The sequence below is a fragment of the Schumannella soli genome, from assembly GCF_006517435.1.
GTDB lineage: Bacteria > Actinomycetota > Actinomycetes > Actinomycetales > Microbacteriaceae > Schumannella > Schumannella soli.
The window spans coordinates 84004-101945 of sequence record NZ_VHQG01000001.1 but is presented as its reverse complement, the minus strand read 5'-3'; the positions used below and the strand labels follow the sequence as shown (position 1 = coordinate 101945).

Here is a 17942-nt window from a genome sequence, read left to right as displayed (position 1 = left end):
CTAGGTCGGCGGGAGGGCGCGAGCCGGCGACGATCCGCCGGCGGTGCTGTCCCTCGCACCGGGGCCGTCGGCGCCCGGCCGGTGTCGGCGCCAGGTCGTAAGCTGACGACGATGAGCGACCGCACCTGCAGCAAGGTCGCCTGCACCGAGCAGGCGGTCTCGACGCTCACCTACGTGTACGCCGACTCGATGGCGGTGCTCGGCCCGCTCAGCACCCAGCACGAGCCGCACAGCTACGACCTCTGCGCCAAGCACGCCGGCCGCCTCTCGGTGCCGCAGGGCTGGAGCGTCATCCGGCACGTCCCGGCCGGCGGCGACCTCTAGCCCGCTCCCACCGCCGCTTCCCTACGATGGTGGCGTGACCCATCCCGTGCGCCTGGCCGACTTCGTCAAGAGCTACGACATCCGCGGTCTGGTCGGCTCGCAGCTGACCGAGGAGGTCGTGGCCGCGGTCGGCGCGGCGTTCGTGGATGAGCTGGGTGCCGCCGGGTCGTCGGTGCTGGTCGGTCACGACATGCGCGACTCCTCGCCCGCGTTCGCTGCGGCGTTCGCCCGCGGGGCCCAGTCGCGGGGTGCGGATGTGGTGAGCCTGGGCCTGTGTTCGACCGATGAGAGCTACTACGCCTCGGGCGCGCTGAAGCTGCCGGCGGCGATGTTCACCGCCTCGCACAACCCGGCGACCTACAACGGCATCAAGCTGTCCCGGGCCGGCGCTCAGGCGATCTCGATCGACACCGGCCTCGGTGCGGTGCGCGACCGGGCGCAGGTCTACCTCGACGAGGGACTGACCGCCCTCGACGGCGAGGGCGGGGAGTCGGTGCGGAATGTGCTGCCCGACTACGCCGCGTACCTGCGTTCCCTGGTCGATCTGTCCGGCATCCGCCCGCTCAAGGTCGTCGTCGATGCCGGCAACGGGATGGGCGGCCTGACGGTGCCGGCCGTGCTCGGCGCCGCCGCGGGGCTTGACGAGCTGCCGCTGGAGATCATCCCCCTGTATTTCGAACTCGACGGCACCTTCCCGAACCACGAGGCCAACCCGCTCGACCCGGCGAACCTCGTCGATCTGCAGGCGGCCGTCGTCGAGCACGGCGCCGACCTCGGCCTCGCCTTCGACGGCGACGCGGACCGCTGCTTCGTCGTCGACGAGCGCGGGAACCCGGTCACCCCGTCGACCGTGACCGCGATCGTGGCGCTGCGCGAGATCGCCCGCATCCGCACCACCGACCCGGATGCCGACATCGCGATCATCCACAACCTCCTGGTCTCCCGCGCCGTGCCCGAGACGATCGAGGAGGCCGGCGCGACGCCGATCCGCACCCGCGTCGGCCACTCCCTCATCAAGGACCGGATGCGCGAGACCGGCGCCCTGTTCGGCGGCGAGCACTCGGCGCACTACTACTTCCGCGACTTCTGGGGCGCCGACAACGGCATGCTCGCCGCGATGCACGTCCTCGCCGAGTTCGGCGCACAGCAGCAGCCCCTGTCCGCGTTCGCCGAGCGCTTCGACCCCTACACCCAGAGCGGCGAGATCAACTCCGTCGTCGACGACGTCCCCGCCGCCTACGCCCGCATCGTCGAATCCTTCGCGCACGAGGGCGAGTTCGACGAGCTGGACGGGCTGACCGTGTCGGGGCAGGACGGCCAGGACTGGTGGTGGTTCACGGTGCGTCCGTCGAACACCGAGCCCTACCTGCGCCTCAACGCCGAGGCCCGCACCGCGGCGACCCTCGAGCGCCTGCGCGACCGCGTGCTCGGACTCATCCGCCAGGACTGATCAGGATCGCCGCGCGATCCCGGGTCGGAGCCCGAATATCGTGCGGCGAGACGAGGATCGCGCGGCGATCCAGCATCCGCACGTCTGCGAGAATCGTTCCCATGCCTCTCGTCGACACCGCAGCCCCCTTCGTCGTGCGCGACCTCGCCCTCGCCGAGGCCGGACGCCACCAGCTCCGCCTCGCCGAGAACGAGATGCCCGGCCTGATGGCCCTGCGCGACGAGTTCGGTCCGACGCAGCCGCTGAAGGGCGCGCGCATCGCCGGCAGCCTGCACATGACCGTGCAGACCGCCGTGCTGATCGAGACCCTGGTGGCCCTCGGTGCGCAGGTGCGCTGGGCGAGCTGCAACATCTTCTCCACGCAGGATGAGGCGGCCGCCGCCGTCGCGGTCGGCCCGACCGGCACCGTGGACGCCCCGGCCGGCGTACCCGTCTTCGCCTGGAAGGGCGAGACGCTCGAGGAGTACTGGGCCTGCACCGAGCGCATCTTCGACTGGAGCGCCGAGGCCGCCGCGGCGGGCGCCGACTGGACCGGCCCGAACATGATCCTCGACGACGGCGGCGACGCCACCCTGCTCGTGCACAAGGGCCGCGAGTTCGAGCTCGCCGGCGCCGTGCCCGCCGCCGAGGCCGGCGACCCGGAGGAGTGGCGCGTCATCCTCGGCGTGCTCTCCCGCTCGCTCGACGCGAGCCCCGACCGCTGGCAGCGCACGGCCGCCGACATCCAGGGCGTCACCGAGGAGACCACGACCGGCGTGCACCGCCTCTACGAGCTGGCGCGCGCGGGTGAGCTGCTGTTCCCCGCGATCAACGTGAACGACTCGGTCACGAAGTCGAAGTTCGACAACAAGTACGGCATCCGCCACTCGCTGCCCGACGGCATCAACCGCGCGACCGACGTGCTCATGGGCGGCAAGGTCGCCTTCGTCGCCGGCTACGGGGATGTCGGCAAGGGCGCCGCGGAGGCCCTGCGCGGTCAGGGCGCCCGCGTGATCGTCAGCGAGGTCGACCCGATCAACGCCCTGCAGGCGGCCATGGACGGGTACCAGGTCGCGAAGCTCGAGAGCGTCATCGATCAGATCGACATCCTCATCACCGGAACCGGCAACAAGGATGTCGTCACGGTCGACCACCTGCTCGGACTCAAGCACCTCGCCGTCGTCGGCAACGTCGGCCACTTCGACAACGAGATCGACATGGCCGGCCTCGAGGCCGTCGCGGGCGCGGAGAAGATCGAGATCAAGCCGCAGGTGCACGAGTGGCGTCTGCCGACGGGCCGCAGCATCCTCGTGCTCAGCGAGGGCCGGCTCATGAACCTCGGCAACGCGACCGGGCACCCCTCCTTCGTGATGAGCAACAGCTTCACGAACCAGGTGCTCGCGCAGATCGAGCTCTACGCCTTCCGCGACCGCTACGCGACCGACGTGCACGTGCTGCCGAAGCACCTCGACGAGAAGGTGGCGCGCCTGCACCTGGATGCGCTGGGGGTCGAGTTGACGACCCTGTCGCCCGAGCAGGCGGCCTACATCGGTGTCGAGGTCGACGGGCCGTACAAGCCCGAGCACTACCGCTACTGAGCGGGGGAGCCGACGCCGTTGCCGGGTGACCGGTGAACGGCGAGCGGTGAGTGCGCGTCGGCGTCAGCCGCGGTCGGGGAACCCGTGCGGGGTGCCGCGCAGTGCCGGCTGCAGGCGCTGCAGCCCCGCGGCCTCGAGCTGCAGGGCGGCGCTCTCGCGGTCGCGGCGCAGCACGGTGACGGCGGCGAGGAACAGCTCGGCGTCGGCTCCGACGGGGATCGGCGACACCCACACGGCGGTCTCGTCGGCGAGCGAGCGGGCGAGCAGCACACGGCGGTCGGGCGTCATCTTCGGCGCCTGCGCCAGGAACTGCGCGATGCGCCGGGCCAGCGGTGCGGGCAGCCGGCCCACGTCAGCCGTCTGCGCCCATCCGCCCAGTTGGAACGGCACCCCGAACACGGGCTTCTGCGCTCGCGAGACCCGCTCGTACTGCGCATAGGTTCCGGCGAGCAGGTCGCCGAGGCGCTTGCTGCGGCGGTTCAGCAGCCCGGTCAGCGCCGCGGCGCCGAAGCTCGTGAACCAGAAGTCGAGCAGACCGACGACGCTGCGGATGAAGGCGTGTCGGAATCCGATCGCCCCGCCGTCGTCGCGCACGATGCGGGTGCCGAGCGCGAGACGCCCGAGCGACTTGCCGCGGCTCGCGAGCTCGACCACGATCGGCGCCACGATCAGGCAGGTCACGAGCAGCACGACGCTGAGGATGGCCCCCTCGGCCTCGCCGATCCGATCGAACAGGCCCGAGAACGACAGCGCGATGATCGTGCCGACGTAGCCGCCGCCGTAGACGAGGGCGTCGATCGCGCATCCGCCGGCGCGCACCGCGAAGCTCGCGGGCCGCAGATCGAGGGCGACCGCCTCGCCGACGACGAGCTCGTCGACGGTGTCGTCGTAGTCGACCGAGTCCGCCTCCGGCGTGCGTGCCATGCGTATCATCGAACCACATGGATCTCGACGCCTACTCAGCTGCGCACGGCCCGAAATGGGATCGCCTCGCGCACCTCGGCGGGATGCGTCGCCTCGACGGCCGCGAGGCGGACGAGCTGATCGATCTTTACCGGTCGGGCGCGACCGAGCTGTCGACCATGACCTCGACGATGGGGCGCAGCATCCCCGCCGACCGGCTGTCGCTCGCGATGTCGCGCGCGCGGCTGAAGTTCACGGGCACGCCTGCCAACCCGCTGCGTCAGATCGCGATCTTCTTCACCGCGTCGCTGCCGGCGGCGCTCTACCGGGTGCGCTGGATCACCTTCTGGGTCACGGTCGCCTGCGTGGCCGTCGGGGTCGCCTACGGCGTCTGGCTCGGCAGCGACCCGCGCAACCTCGTCGCGGTCGTCGGGCAGACGAACATCGAGGCGTACCCGAAGCAGTTCGTCGACTACTACTCGAACCGCTCCGAGGCGGCGTTCTCGGGTCAGGTGTGGACGAACAACGCCTTCATCGCGGCGCAGTGCATCGCCTTCGGCATCCTCGGCGTCTGGGCGCCGTACGCGCTGTTCCAGAACTCGCAGAACGTCGGGATCTCGGGCGCGATCATGGCGCACGAGGGCCGGCTCGACGACTTCTTCCTCTATATCGCTCCGCACGGCCAGCTCGAGCTCTACTCGATCTTCCTGGCCGGGGCGACGGGCATCCTCATCTTCTGGGCCTGGGTCGCGCCCGGTCACCGCACCCGGGCGCAGGCGCTGCGCGAAGACGGCCGCGCCCTGTTCACGCTCGTGATCGGCACGACGCTCATGCTGCTGACCTCGGGCCTCATCGAGGGAATCGTCACGCGCCAGGACTGGCCGTGGCCGATCAAGATCGGCATCGGCACGGTCGCGCTGCTGGCGTGGATCGCATATCAGTGGATCGTCGGCCGTCGCGCCTTCCGGGCCGGTCAGACCGGCGACCTGGAGCGCTTCGAGGCCGGCGAGGAGAAGCTCGTCGCGGGCTGAAGCGGGCGGCTGCCCGGCCGGCTGGCCTGGCGCCGAGCGCTACAGCCGGCCGGCGGCCTTGAGCGCGAGGTAGCGGTCGGCGAGCGCCGGCGGCAGCTCCGACGGGGATGCCGTCACGACCTCGGCACCGAGCTGGCGGATCGCGGCCGCAACGCGCGAGGCGTCCAGCAGTGCCCGCTCTGCGGCGGCGGCGCGGTAGACCTCGTGCCGGTCGGCGCGCTGTCGCGTCGCCTCGAGCACGTCGGGGTCGGTGACCGAGGCCACGACGACGAGGTGCTTGCGGGTGAGCTGCGGCAGCACCGAGAGCAGGCCCGTGGATGCTCCGGGGGCGTCGATCGAGGTGAGCAGCACGACGAGGGCGCGCTGCGAGGTGATGGAGCGCACGATGCCGGGCACACCCGTCCAGTCGGCCTCGATCAGCTCCGGCTCGACCGGCGCCATCGTGTCGACCATGCGGGCGAGCAGCTCGGCGCCGGTCTGGCCCTGAACCCGCCCGCGGATGCGCCGGTCGTAGATCGCCAGGTCGACGCGGTCGCCGGCACGGGAGGCGAGAGCGGCGAGCAGCAGGCTCGCCTCGAAGGCGGTGTCGATGCGCGGCTCGTCGGCGATGCGGGCGGCGGCCGTGCGACCGGAGTCGACGATGAGCACCACGCGGCGGTCGCGCTCGGGACGCCAGGTGCGCACGACGAGCTTGAGCGCGCTCGGCAGCAGCGGGTCCCGTCGGCGGGCGGTGGCGCGCCAGTCGATCGAGCGCACGTCGTCGCCGCGCACGTACTCGCGCAGGCTGTCGAACTCGGTGCCCTGACCGCGGATCATGACGCTCGTGCGCCCGTCGAGCTCACGCAGCCGCGCGAGCCGCGAGGGCAGGTGCTTGCGCGAGTTGAACGGCGGCAGCACGCGCACCGCGCCGGGCGCCTGCAGGGTCACCTGACGTGCGGCGAGACGCAGCGGCCCGAAGGAGCGAACGGTCACGTGCTGCGCCCGGCGCTCGCCGCGGCGGAACGGCGTCAGCGTCTGCTGCACGGCGCGGCGCTCGCCGCGGGGGATGCTGACCTTGCGCCGCGTCGGGGTCGCTCCGGCCGACGGCGTCCAGGCGTCGCGCAGCACACCGCGCACCGTGCGGCGGCCCGTGTTCGTGACGAAGAGGGTCGACGAGACCGACTCTCCGAGACGCATCCGCGCCGGCAGCTCGCGCTCGAGCCGCAGCCGTCGCGGCGACCCCGCCAGCACGAGGTCGACGACCGTGAGCACGATCACGCCGCCCACCCAGATGCCGACCCACGCCCATCCGCCGCCCGCGATCACGGGCACGGAGCCGAGCGCGAGCAGCAGCACGAACCAACCGGAGACGGCCATGGCTCAGATCGGCACCCGCACCTGCTGCAGGATCGACCGCAGCACCGTGTCGGCGCCCACTCCTTCCAGTTCCGCTTCGGGGCGCAGCTGGATGCGGTGCCGCAGCACCGGGATCGCCATCGCCTGGATGTGGTCGGGCGTCACGCCGGCCGCGCCGATCATCCACGCCCAGGCCCGCGACGCGGCGAGCAGCGCGGTCGTGCCGCGCGGGCTGACGCCGAGCTTGACCGACGGGCTCGTGCGGGTCGCGCGGGCGAGGTCGACGGCGTAGCCGAGCACGTCGGGCGAGACGGGCACCTGCCGCACGGCGGCCTGCGCGGCGGCGAGCTGCTCGGCGTCGAGCACCGGGGTGACGCCGGCGGCGGCGAGGTCGCGCGGGTTGAAGCCGGCGGCGTGGCGGCTGAGCACCTCGACCTCGGCGTCGCGCTCGGGCAGCTCGAGCACGAGCTTGAGCAGGAAGCGGTCGAGCTGCGCCTCGGGCAGCGTGTAGGTGCCCTCGTACTCGACCGGATTCTGCGTGGCGGCGACGAGGAAGTGCTCGGGCAGACGGCGGGTGACGCCGTCGGCCGAGACCTGGCGCTCCTCCATCGCCTCGAGCAGCGACGACTGCGTCTTCGGAGGCGTGCGGTTGATCTCGTCGGCGAGCAGGATGTTGGTGAACACCGGCCCCTCGCGGAACTCGAAGTCGCCGCTCTTGGCGTCGTAGACGATCGAGCCGGTGATGTCGCCCGGCATGAGGTCGGGCGTGAACTGCACGCGCTTCGTGTCGAGGCTGAGCGCGTGGCTCAAGGTGCGCACGAGCAGCGTCTTGGCGACGCCGGGAACGCCCTCGAGCAGCACGTGGCCGCCGGCGAGCAGGGCGATCAGCAGGCCCGACACGGCGCCGTCCTGGCCGACGACCGACTTCGCGACCTCGGCGCGCACACGGGCGACCGCGTCACGCAGCTCGGCTTCGGAGGCGGCGGGCGGGGCGGATGCGACGAGCTGATCGGATGCGGCGGGCTGCTCGGCCTGCGTCTCCGCCGGAGTCGCGGGGTACGCGGCATCGCCCGACGGGGTATCGGACGGCGGCGCGTCGGCGTGCTCGGCGTCGCCGGGCTGGGCGGCGCGACGTCCGGAGGGACGCGGCGCGGCGGCGTCGTCGATCCCCGGAGCGAAGGCGGCCGGCTCGGCCGCGACGCCGGTGGCCGGCTCGGCGGCGTCCTGCTGACCGGGGAAGGGGACGGACGCGGACGCCTGGTCGGTCGGCGGCGTCGCCCACGCGGGGGCCTCCTCGGCGGGGGGCGTCGCCCAGCTCGGGGCGGCGTCCGTCGTCGGGGTGGGCGGAGCGTTCCAGTCGGGCGCCGATTCGAGGGGCACCTGCTGCTCCGGCATCGGGGCGGGCTGGTTCTCCCAGGCCGGATGCTCGACGGAGGCAGGCTGAGCCGGCTCCGGCCAGACCTGCTCGGGCTGAGCCGGCTCGAACGGACTCGGCTCGGACTGCGGCTGCTCAGTCGACGGCTGCTCGGGCCGCTGCTGCTCCGCCTGCTGCTCCGCCTGCGGCGCCCAGCTGGGCTGCGCGAATTCGGCTGGCGTCGCCTCCGGCTCGGCGGCGGGCCCGGCCGGCGCGGCGGGTGCCGGCGGCGCCGACCAGATCGGCTGCTCGGGGGCCGACAGCGACGCCGGCTCGGGCGGCGGCGCCGCGGACCAGTCGGCCCATCCCGTCTCCGCCGCCGACGGCTCGGCGCTCGGAGCGGGTGCCCACGGCGCGCCCGGAGCCGGCTCGGCCGCCGTCGCATCCGTCGAGGGCGTCGCGGGCGCGGCGTCGCGGGCGTCCTTGCCGTCCGCTGCCCCGAACGGCGACGCGCTCGACGCCTCCTGCTGGAGTGAGTCGGGCTGCTGCGCGTCCGGGTGCGGTGCGGGCTGCTGCGCCCACTCCGGCTGGTCGCCGCGCTCGTCGCGCTGCTCGTTCCCGTGGGGGTTCTGCGGGTCGGTCATGGAGGCGTCCTTCGCAAGCGGGTCGGTGGTCGGTGGTCGGTGGTCGGTTCGGCCGGGGCCGGGTCAGTGGGGCAGCCGCGCCGCGACGTCGTGTTCGAGACGCCGCAGCCGATCGGAGAGGTCGACGAGCTCGCCGTCGCTGCGCGGCTCGGTGTCGACGAGCAGCGCCCCGATGTCGGTCGGCGGCCGCCCGGTGAGCTCCGCGACAGCCAGCACGACCTCGGTCACGGTGGCGGCGCTGGGCAGCCCGACGGCGCGGGCGAGGCGGTCGATCGTGCCGAGCCGCAGCGCGTCGAGAGCGCGCAGTCGCGCCGACGATCGGGCGTAGAGCCGCGCGCGGCCCTCCATCGTCTCGCTCGCCCGCACCGTCACGGGCAGGTTCTCGACGACGAGCGGGCCGAAGCGGCGACCCCGCCACAGGATCGCCGCGGCGCCGACCGCGAAGAGCAGCACGGCGAGCGGGATGTAGAAGCCGGGCTGCAGCGTGCCCTCGGTCGCGGTGGCCGGCAGGTCGTCGAGGCCCGGGCGGTACCAGACGAGGGTGTCGCGCTCGCCGAGCAGGTTGATCACGAGCGCCGCGTTGCCGACCTGGTCGACGCCCTCGTTCTGCAGGGCGCGCGAGGCGCCGAGCACCGTGACCTCGGCGCCGTCGTGCTGGGTCTGCACGACGCTGTAGCCGTTCTTCTCGTCGCCGAGGCAGCGTGCATCCACCTCGTCGGTCGCGCTGTAGGCCTTGCCGGTCACCTCCACACGGGCGGCGCGCTCGACCGCGGGCAGGGCGCAGTCGGCCTCGCGCACGCCCGACGCCGAACCGCGGGCGTTCACACCGGGGGCGAGGCTGAGCAGGCGCAGCCCGGGTTCGACCAGCACGATGCGGTCGGCGACCTCGGGCAGCTCGGCGATCTGCGTCGGCGACAGGATGCCGTTCACGTCGTAGACGAGCAGCGTGGTCTCGCCGGCGCCGCCGGCGGCCGCGCGGGCGCGGTCGAGACTGTCGGCGGCGGTGACCGTGACGCCGTGGTCGCGCAGCACCTGCGCGAGCGCACGGGATCCCTGCGGGCCCGGATCCTCGATCGAGAACGGGTCGCCCTGCGAGCCGCCGCGGGCGAGAAGGGTGCCCGCGAGCAGCAGCGCGAGCACCACCACGACGAGCACGACCCAGCCGAGCGCGCGGCGCAGTCGCGAGCGCACGGTCGGGGTCAGCGCGACGGCGTCGCGGGAGCCGGATGCGGACCCGGATGCGCCGGCGGACGCGGTCGTGGCCGCCCCGTCCGTCATCGTGGCGCCGGCCGATACCGCGCTCGTCTCCGTCGCGGTCATCGCGGCACCACCTGCGCCGGCTCGGCCGCGTCGAGACGCGGGCGCGCCGAGGCCAGCTCCCGGTCGAGCGCGACGAGCCGCTCGTAGTCGTCGCGGCTGCCCGCCGCGCCGAGGTAGCGCACGCCGTCGAACGCGGTCGCGCCGGCCCCGAGGGCATCAGCCTGCGCGGGGAACACGGCGGCGGCGCGGCGGGCCGCATCCGTCGCCGTCGTGCCCGGCATGAGCGTCACGACGGTGCGCTCGGTCAGCGCGCGGGCGATCGCGCGGAAGCGCTCGCCGATCGCGAGCGGCCAGTCGCCCGCCTTCGCGGCCTGCTCGGAGGCCCGGCGGATGGTCGACGCATCCCGCTCGTCGCTCTGGCCGAAGAGCTCGCCGCCGGAGAGCCGGCTGCGGCGATTGACCCGGGGAACGCCCCAGATGAGCAGGGCGATGACCACGGCGACCACCACGGCGCCGAGGATCAGCAGCACGCCGAGCGGCGGAGCGCCCTCGGCGACCGGCACCTGCAGCGAGTTGAACCAGTCCCAGAACCGCTTCGCGATGATGTCGAACAGGGTCGGCTTCGCCGCCTGGTACTCGCTCTTCGCGAGCTCGCGCAGGATCCATTCGCGCGCCTCCGGCCCGTCGGGCGTCACGGGCGGCTCGGCGAAGCGGGGGAGCGCGGGCGCGACGCCGGCGAACCCGGGGATCAGGCCCACGGCGACCCGGAGCTCGGGGGATAGACGGTGCCGCCCGGCGCGGCGGGACCCGCACCCGGGTGCGTCGTCGGCGATCCGGCCGCGCCCGGCGCACCGTATCCGGCTCCCCCGGCCCCGTTCGGCAGCGGCTCGTAGGGATCGCGCAGCTCGGTCTGCCCGGCGGCCCGCGCCTCGACGAAGCGGGTGAGCTCGAGGTCGAGGCCCTCGCGGCGCATCCGCAGATCGAGGTAGAGCAGCGCCGTCGTCGCCGACAGCATGACCGTGCCGATCGCCCCGACGACGAGGCTGAGGATGATCGACGCGGCGTAGACCACGACGATCGTCACCGTGGCGCTCGTCTCGTCACCGCCCGTGCCGAGCAGACCGCCGACGACGCCGAGCACGATGCCGAGCGGCGTCGAGATGATCTGCGAGGCGGCGTAGTAGATGACGTAGACGAGCAGATAGATGCCCAGCGTCTTCCAGAACGAGCCGCGGATGAGCGTCCACGAGCGGCGGATCGCGGCCCGCACCCCGAGCCGCTCGAGCGTGATCGCCGAGGGCACGTAGATCAGCTTCACGCCCAGCCAGGCGCCGACGACGGCGTAGGCGAGCGCGAGGATCACGGCGAGCGCGATCGCCACGCCGATCGCGGCCTCGCCGAGCGAGCCGAGCGCGAACAGCGCGGCCGCGAAGCCGCCGATGACGACGATGTTGACGCCGGTGAACAGCGAGACCCAGCCGATCAGCGCGCCGACGCGCGGGCGGATGCGGCGCCACATCCCGCCCAGCCGCAGGCGCTCGCCGAGGGTGCCGCGCGCGACCTCGAGCGTGACGAGGCCCTGGATGATCGCGGTCACGACGAGATTCAGCGCGAGGCCGACGAGACCCGCGACGATGCCCGCCGCGACGCCGCCGGCGACGATCGCATCCTGATCGGCGCTCGCCGCCGAGTCGACACGAGAGATCGTGGCCCAGAGCACGCCGCCGACGAGCGCCGTGGAGACGACGCCCGCGATCACCTGCAGCAGCAGCGCGATGCCGAAGGTCGGGGCCGGGTTGCGGCGCATGACCTGGAAGGTCGCGCCGAGGATCTCGCCCAGGGTGAGCGGGCGCAGCGGCACGAGTCCGGGCTTGGGCGGCGGGCGCCATCCGCCGTTCTGAGCCGGACCGGGGACGCCGGGGCCGGGCTGCGGTGCTGCGCCCCAGGGCTGCTGCGGTGCGCCCGCCCAGGGCTGCTGGGGGATGCCGGGCTGCGGTGCGCCGCCCCACGGCTGCTGAGGGACACCGGGCTGCGGCGCGCCGCCCCAGGGCTGCTGCGGAGCGACGGGCGGCTGCTGAGCCGGAGCCGCGGGAGGCTGCTGCGCCCCCGGAGGCTGCTGACCGCCCCAGCGCTGGTCGTCGCTCACGAGAGCCCCTCCCGCCCGTGTCGTGGCCCCGAAACGGGGTGATCCTCAGCCATGTTTCCACACTCGACTAATCTGGAGGTGAGAAGTCGGCGGGCCCCCGGGGTCATCCGCCCCCGAACCCGAAGCGACGAGGTACATGAACGCGCGAATCCTGGTTGTCGACGATGACACCGCGCTCGCCGAGATGATCGGCATCGTCCTGCGCGCCGAGGGCTTCGACCCCGCGTTCTGCTCCGACGGATCCGCCGCGCTCGCCGAATTCCGCTCCGTGCGCCCCGATCTCGTGCTGCTCGACGTCATGCTGCCGGGCCGCGACGGCATCCAGGTCTGCTCCGACATCCGTGCCGAGAGCGGCGTGCCGATCATCATGCTCACCGCCAAGACCGACACCGCGGATGTCGTGCGCGGCCTCGAGAGCGGCGCCGACGACTACGTGGTCAAGCCCTTCAACCCGAAGGAGCTCGTCGCCCGAGTGCGCACCCGGCTGCGCCCCAGCCAGCCCGCGGCATCCGAGACGATCGCCGTCGGCGACCTCATCATCGACGTCGCCGGCCACGAGGTGCGCCGCGGCGACGACCGCATCAACCTCACGCCGCTCGAGTTCCAGCTGCTGCTCGCGCTCGCCGCGAAGCCGCAGCAGGTGTTCACCCGCGAGATGCTGCTCGAGCAGGTGTGGGGCTACCACTACAAGGCCGACACCCGCCTCGTGAACGTGCACGTGCAGCGTCTGCGCGCCAAGGTCGAGCACGATCCCGACAACCCCCGCATCGTCACGACCGTGCGCGGCGTGGGATACCGCGCCGGCGGCGGCGCGGCCTGAGCGCGGCGCGCCGAGCCATGGATCGGCTCCGGTCGTGAACCGGCTCTCGCTGCGCCTGTGGCTGGATCGGGCGCTGCGCACCTGGCGCACCTCGCTGCAGCTGCGCACGGTGTTCGCCACCATCCTGCTCTCCGGTCTCGCGGTGACCGTCATCGGCGGGTTCATCTCCACCAGCGTGCGCAGCAACCTCTTCGACTCGCGCCGCGACCAGGTCGTCGCGGAGTCGGAGCGCGCCACCGAGAACGCCCAGAACGAGTTCAGCAACGCCGCCGAGCTGAGCGACTCGCAGGACTTCGATCAGGCCCAGTCGAGCGCGCGCGAGGCGATCGCGCGCAGCACGACGAGCCCGGGCGGAACCCTCGTGGCGATGCTGCGGGTCGCCGGCCAGGACGGGCCCGTCGTCATGCAGAACCTGGTCAGCCGCGGTTTCGACGAAGACACGATGGTCAGCGCGGCGCTGCGCTCGGCGGTGGATGCGGACGCGCGCGGCGAGGTCTACTCGCAGCCGCTCGCGATCGCCGGCGAGGAGGGCGGCGGCGATCCCGGCATCATCACCGGCAGCGTGCTCGACGTGCCCGGCGGCGGCCGCTACGAGCTCTTCGTCGTCTACAACCTGCGCGACGTGCAGACCACGCTCGACTTCGTGCAGCGCACCATCGCGATCGGCGGGGTCGCGCTGGTCTTCCTCATCGCGGCGGTCTCCTACGCGGTCGTGCGCCTCGTCGTGCGGCCCGTGCGCGTCGCGGCCCTCACGAGCCAGCGGCTCGCGGCGGGCGAGCTCGACCAGCGCATCCCGGTGCGCGGCGACGACGTGCTGGCGACGCTGGCGCGCTCCTTCAACGGGATGGCCGACAGCATGCAGCGCCAGATCCGCCAGCTCGCCGATCTCTCGCGCGTGCAGCAGCGCTTCGTCTCCGACGTGTCGCACGAGCTGCGCACCCCGCTCACCACGATCCGCCTCGCCGGGTCGGTGCTCTACGACCAGCGCGACGACTTCCCGCCGGCCACGGCGCGCGCCGCCGAGCTGCTGAACACGCAGACCGAGCGCTTCGAGGTGCTGCTCGGCGACCTGCTCGAGATGAGCCGCTACGACGCCGGCGCCGTGCAGCTCGAGACCGAGCCGACCAACCTGGTGCGCCTCGCGGAAGACGCGATCGAGGCCGTGCAGCCGCTCGCGCTCGAGCGCGGCAGCGAGCTGCGCCTCGTCGCGCCGGGCGGCTACTTCGAGGCGGATGTCGACTCGCGCCGCATCCGCCGCATCCTGCAGAACCTGCTCGGCAACGCGATCGACCACGGCGAGGGGCTGCCGATCGTCGTGCACGTCGACAGCGACAAGGATGCGGTGGCGATCGCCGTGCGCGACTACGGCATCGGCATGACCGGCGAGGAGGTCGAGCGCGTCTTCGACCGCTTCTGGCGCGCCGATCCGTCCCGTCAGCGCCGCACCGGGGGAACGGGTCTCGGCCTGGCGATCGCCCTCGAGGACGCGGTGCTGCACACCGGACGGCTCGAGGTCTGGTCGCGGCAGGGCGAGGGCAGCTGCTTCCGGCTGACGCTGCCGCGCCGCCGCGGGGAGGAGCCGGGGGAGTCGCCGCTCGGCCTGCCGCCCGATGACGGACTCGACTCCACCGTCGCCGCCCCCGAGGAGGCGGACTCGTGACCGCGCGCCGCCCGCTCGCCCTGCTCGCCGCCGCAGCCGCCGCGCTCGCCCTGCTCGCCGGCTGCGTCAGCATCCCCACCTCCGGCGGGGTGACCGCGCACGAGAAGCAGAGCGACGACTCGAGCGACGGCGGCTTCGCCTACCTGCCGCGGGGTCCGCAGAAGGGCGACAGCCAGGAGGAGATCCTGCGCGGATTCCTGCGCGCCGGCCTCGGCCCCGACGATCGCTACGCCGTCGCCCGCAGCTTCCTCACCACCGACTTCTCCTCCTCGTGGAACCCCAACGCCGCCGTCACGATCTCCGACGGCAGCGACGACACGATCGAGCGCGAGACCGACGACACCCTCAGCCTCGCGACGACCGTGACCGCGCGGGTGGATGCGACGGGCCAGTACCGCGCACTGCCGGGCTCGGTCGTCGACTCGATGAGCTTCCGCTTCGTCAAGGAGAAGGGGCAGTGGCGCATCGCCGAGGCCCCCGACGGCACCGTGCTCTCGCCGGGCAACTTCTCGCTCATCTTCGCCGCCTACCCGCTCTACTTCTTCGACCCCAGCGGCGACTTCCTCGTGCCCGACCTGCGCTGGTTCCCGACGCTGCCCTCGACCTCGGAGCGCATCGTGCGCACTCTGCTGCAGGGGCCGGCATCCTGGCTCGGATCGGGCGCCGTGATCAGCGCGTTCCCGAGCGGAACGCAGCTCGGCGGCAACCGGGTCACCGTCGGCGACGACGGCACCGCCCGGGTCGACGTGAGCGACGGGGTGCTCGGCGAATCCAGCGTGCAGAAGCGGCGGATGCTGCTGCAGCTCGAGACGAGCCTGCGCAGCCTCAACACGGTCACCAGCGCCGAGATGACCGTCGGCGACATCGTCGTGGATGTGCCGGGCGGGCCCGCCACGGGCGTCGACTCGGATCCGCAGGTCGACAGCTCGCCGCTCGGCATCCGCGAGGGCGCCTTCGGCTACCTGGCGCCGGGCGGGGTGCGCGACCTCGGCGGGCTCAGCGACCGCGTCGTCGCGCTCGCGCCGACCGCCGTCGCCCTCGACCGTGACCAGAGCTCGGTCGCCCTGCTCTCGGCGGCCGGCGTGTCGCGGGTGGTCGCGACGAGCGCCTCCGGGGTCGTCGACGGCCGTTCGGGCCTCGTCGCGCCCGGCATCGACCCGCAGGGGTTCATCTGGTCGGCTCCGGCCGCGAACCCGGCAGCGCTCATCGCCGTCGACGGTCAGGGCACCCAGCACGCCGTCGCGCTCTCGTCGCCGCCCCCGGCGGGCGCCCGTCTGGCCGACCTCGAGGTGGCGCGCGACGGCGCGCGGGTGATCCTCTCGCTCAACACCCCCACCGGCCCGGTCGTGCTCGTCGCGGCCGTGCAGCGTGACGGGCAGGGCGTCCCCGTGCGGCTCGGCGCGGCGCTCGAGCTGCCGCTGCCGTCGACGACGGGCGCGATCGTCGACTCCGCCTGGGTCGACGGCACGAACGTCGCCGTGCTCAGCAGCCGCGCCGATGGCGGCGATCAGGTGCGGGTGCTGCAGATCGGCGGCAAGTCGACCGACACCGGCCGCCTCGACTCGGGGGTGCGCATCGTCGGCGGCAACGGCGGGTCCGGGGGCCTGCGCGTGCTCGGCGCCGACGGACGCGTCATGCAGCGCGGCGGCGCCGGCTGGCAGGCGACCGGGCTGACCGCCTCGGTGCTCGCGACCCAGCAGTAGCGGTCCGACGGGCTCGGCCCGGTCATCCCTCCCCAGCCGTGGGTGGAGCGTGATCTGCACGGATGCGGGTCAGCGAGTCCGAGGAGGACGCGTGGCCCCGCACGCTGGGTGGATGAGCGATCCCGAATCCCGAGCCGAGCCGTCGGAGCGCGGGCCGCGGCGCTGGGCCGCCGTCCGTTCGGCGCTGCTCGACGCGCTCGCCGTCGTGCTGCCCGTGGACTGCGTCGGCTGCGGCGTCGCCGACCGCGCGCTCTGCGACGACTGCCGCGGTGAGCTGGATCCGCTGCCGCACGAACGGCGCCTCGACACCGGGTCCGGGCCGCCCTTGCTCGTCGTCGCGGGTCTCTCCTACGGCGGGGTCGCTCGCCGTGCGCTCGTCGCGCTCAAGGAGCAGGAGCGAACCGAATTGCTCGGCGCCCTCGCGCCGTCGCTCGCCGCGGCCGCGTCCCGCCTCGCCGAGCTGCTGCCCGAGGGCCTGACCGAGTCCGCCGGACCCGCCGAGCCGATCCCCACGCTCGAGCTGTGCCGGGTGCCCGCGTCGCGCCGAGCCTTCCGCCGCCGCGGTCGCGAGCCGGTGGCGCAGCTGGCCTCCCGCGCCGGACTCCGCACGCGCTCGCTGCTGAGGGTCGCCGCGCGCTCGGCCCGGCAGAAGCAGCTCGGTGTCGACGCCCGCGCCGAGAACCTGCGCGGGGCGATGCGCGCCACGACGCGGCTCGACGGCCGCCGCCTGGTGCTCGTCGACGACGTCGTGACGACCGGAGCGACGCTGCTCGAGGCGGCTCGCGCGGTGCGCGAGGCCGGCGGCGAGGTCGTCGGAGCGATCGTCGTGGCGTCGACGCCGAAGCTGTTCCGAGGGTCTCGTCGAGGCGCCGCGCGAGGGGAGGGTGAACGCTGACGCACTTCCAAGCAGATGCACCGAGAACGGGTCGTGACAACGCGGGGTCGGCGGGGATAGCGTGGCTCCACCAACACGGCGTGAAGGGATGACCGCCTGGAACCGGGCGGAGCACACGCCGGAGACAGGAGGTCGCGCATGGACGTCACGATCACCGGCCGGGGGGTCGGAATCCCGGAGCGGTTCGAGGATTACGCCACCGAGAAGGCCGACAAGGTCGCGAAGCTCGCCGAGAAGGCGCTCGCTCTCGAGATCAAGGTGTGTCGCCATCATGAGAAAGCCGGGGGATCGACCGGCGATGATCGCGTCGAGCTGACCCTCATCGGACCGGGACCGATCGTGCGCGCCGAGGCCGGCGCCGGCGACAAGTACGCCGCCTTCGACCTCGCGCTCGACAAGATGGTCGAGCGCATCCGACAGGCGAAAGACCGCAAGAAGGTGCACCGCGGCCAGCACCGCCCCACCTCGCTGCGCGAGGCGAGCGCCGACGGCTTCCGCACCGCCGGTCTCGAGGCGGCCTCCGCCGAGGCGATCGAGGCCGTCGCGACGGGCAGCGTCCCCATCCAGGTCGAGGAGGAGCAGGACTGGAGCCCGGTCGTCATCCGGCAGAAGGTCTTCCCCGCGAGTCGCATGACGCAAGAGGATGCGGTCGACCACATGGAGCTGGTCGGCCACGACTTCTTCCTCTTCATCGACGCGCGCACCGACCGCCCGAGCGTCGTCTACCGGCGCAAGGGCTGGGACTACGGCGTCATCGGACTCGAGGAGTCGGCCGACGAGCTGGTCGGCCAGCGCTGACGACATCACGACGGTGCGGGGCGGCGGCTTTCGGGTCGCCGC

General features: G+C 73.2%; 15 protein-coding genes. 9 read left to right on the top strand and 6 right to left on the bottom strand.

The window, feature by feature from the left end:
* Positions 1–111 precede the first annotated feature (111 nt).
* The 3 genes from FJ657_RS00455 (at position 112) to ahcY (ending at position 3351) form a co-directional block, all read left to right on the top strand.
* Positions 112–324, top strand: a complete 213-nt coding sequence (locus FJ657_RS00455; protein ID WP_141161745.1) for a DUF3499 family protein — start codon at positions 112–114, stop codon at positions 322–324.
* Between the two features lie 34 nt (positions 325–358).
* On the top strand, positions 359–1774 hold the full coding sequence (locus tag FJ657_RS00450; RefSeq protein WP_141161744.1) for a phosphomannomutase/phosphoglucomutase: 1416 nt from the start codon (positions 359–361) through the stop codon (positions 1772–1774).
* A 101-nt stretch (positions 1775–1875) separates the two neighbouring features.
* The gene (ahcY, locus tag FJ657_RS00445; protein WP_141161743.1) at positions 1876–3351 is read left to right on the top strand and encodes an adenosylhomocysteinase; all 1476 of its coding nucleotides are present in this window, start codon (positions 1876–1878) and stop codon (positions 3349–3351) included.
* A gap of 63 nt (positions 3352–3414) precedes the next feature.
* Here the strand turns inward: ahcY and FJ657_RS00440 are convergent, their stop codons facing one another.
* Entirely contained in the window at positions 3415–4275 is an 861-nt protein-coding gene (locus FJ657_RS00440) for an RDD family protein (RefSeq protein WP_141161742.1), read from the bottom strand.
* Positions 4276–4292: 17 nt separating this feature from the next.
* On the opposite strand from FJ657_RS00440, the gene FJ657_RS00435 reads away from it, so the two are divergent.
* A complete protein-coding gene (locus FJ657_RS00435; protein WP_141161741.1) occupies positions 4293–5285 on the top strand; it encodes a stage II sporulation protein M in 993 nt (330 codons plus the stop codon).
* A 39-nt stretch (positions 5286–5324) separates the two neighbouring features.
* On the opposite strand, the gene FJ657_RS00430 is transcribed toward FJ657_RS00435, so the two are convergent.
* The 5 genes from FJ657_RS00430 to FJ657_RS00410 all read right to left on the bottom strand — a co-directional run bounded on the left by FJ657_RS00430 (position 5325) and on the right by FJ657_RS00410 (position 12024).
* Entirely contained in the window at positions 5325–6641 is a 1317-nt protein-coding gene (locus FJ657_RS00430) for a DUF58 domain-containing protein (RefSeq protein ID WP_141161740.1), read from the bottom strand.
* 3 nt (positions 6642–6644) lie between these two features.
* On the bottom strand, positions 6645–7586 hold the full coding sequence (locus tag FJ657_RS00425) for an AAA family ATPase (RefSeq protein WP_255447159.1): 942 nt from the start codon (positions 7584–7586) through the stop codon (positions 6645–6647).
* A gap of 1095 nt (positions 7587–8681) precedes the next feature.
* Positions 8682–9938: a DUF4350 domain-containing protein gene (locus FJ657_RS00420; RefSeq protein ID WP_141161739.1), complete on the bottom strand. Its 1257-nt coding sequence runs from the start codon at positions 9936–9938 to the stop codon at positions 8682–8684.
* Positions 9935–10636, bottom strand: coding sequence for a DUF4129 domain-containing protein (locus tag FJ657_RS00415; RefSeq protein ID WP_181408812.1), 702 nt, complete (start codon positions 10634–10636; stop codon positions 9935–9937). The genes FJ657_RS00420 and FJ657_RS00415 overlap by 4 nt, the downstream gene beginning before the upstream one ends.
* A complete protein-coding gene (locus FJ657_RS00410; protein WP_141161737.1) occupies positions 10627–12024 on the bottom strand; it encodes a DUF7847 domain-containing protein in 1398 nt (465 codons plus the stop codon). The genes FJ657_RS00415 and FJ657_RS00410 overlap by 10 nt, the downstream gene beginning before the upstream one ends.
* A gap of 136 nt (positions 12025–12160) precedes the next feature.
* Between FJ657_RS00410 and mtrA the strand changes: the two genes are divergently transcribed.
* From mtrA to hpf, 5 genes are all read left to right on the top strand, one after another.
* Positions 12161–12844: an MtrAB system response regulator MtrA gene (mtrA, locus tag FJ657_RS00405; protein ID WP_141161736.1), complete on the top strand. Its 684-nt coding sequence runs from the start codon at positions 12161–12163 to the stop codon at positions 12842–12844.
* A 34-nt stretch (positions 12845–12878) separates the two neighbouring features.
* Positions 12879–14504: an MtrAB system histidine kinase MtrB gene (gene mtrB, locus FJ657_RS00400; RefSeq protein WP_141161735.1), complete on the top strand. Its 1626-nt coding sequence runs from the start codon at positions 12879–12881 to the stop codon at positions 14502–14504.
* A complete protein-coding gene (locus FJ657_RS00395) occupies positions 14501–16207 on the top strand; it encodes an LpqB family beta-propeller domain-containing protein (protein ID WP_141161734.1) in 1707 nt (568 codons plus the stop codon). Before mtrB ends, FJ657_RS00395 begins: the two co-directional genes overlap by 4 nt.
* Positions 16208–16319: 112 nt before the next feature.
* Entirely contained in the window at positions 16320–17102 is a 783-nt protein-coding gene (locus tag FJ657_RS00390; protein WP_141161733.1) for a ComF family protein, read from the top strand.
* A 138-nt stretch (positions 17103–17240) separates the two neighbouring features.
* Positions 17241–17900, top strand: coding sequence for a ribosome hibernation-promoting factor, HPF/YfiA family (hpf, locus tag FJ657_RS00385; RefSeq protein WP_141161732.1), 660 nt, complete (start codon positions 17241–17243; stop codon positions 17898–17900).
* Positions 17901–17942 lie beyond the last annotated feature (42 nt).

What these genes read in the sequence shown, in the direction of transcription:
- FJ657_RS00430 (WP_141161740.1), bottom strand. Translation starts at nt 6,641, where the DNA reads ATGGCCGTCTCCGGTTGGTTCGTGCTGCTGCTCGCGCTCGGCTCCGTG.
- mtrA (WP_141161736.1), top strand. Translation starts at nt 12,161, where the DNA reads ATGAACGCGCGAATCCTGGTTGTCGACGATGACACCGCGCTCGCCGAG.
- ahcY (WP_141161743.1), top strand. Translation starts at nt 1,876, where the DNA reads ATGCCTCTCGTCGACACCGCAGCCCCCTTCGTCGTGCGCGACCTCGCC.
- FJ657_RS00435 (WP_141161741.1), top strand. Translation starts at nt 4,293, where the DNA reads ATGGATCTCGACGCCTACTCAGCTGCGCACGGCCCGAAATGGGATCGC.
- hpf (WP_141161732.1), top strand. Translation starts at nt 17,241, where the DNA reads ATGGACGTCACGATCACCGGCCGGGGGGTCGGAATCCCGGAGCGGTTC.
- FJ657_RS00420 (WP_141161739.1), bottom strand. Translation starts at nt 9,938, where the DNA reads ATGACCGCGACGGAGACGAGCGCGGTATCGGCCGGCGCCACGATGACG.
- FJ657_RS00440 (WP_141161742.1), bottom strand. Translation starts at nt 4,275, where the DNA reads ATGGCACGCACGCCGGAGGCGGACTCGGTCGACTACGACGACACCGTC.
- FJ657_RS00390 (WP_141161733.1), top strand. Translation starts at nt 16,320, where the DNA reads ATGAGCGATCCCGAATCCCGAGCCGAGCCGTCGGAGCGCGGGCCGCGG.
- FJ657_RS00455 (WP_141161745.1), top strand. Translation starts at nt 112, where the DNA reads ATGAGCGACCGCACCTGCAGCAAGGTCGCCTGCACCGAGCAGGCGGTC.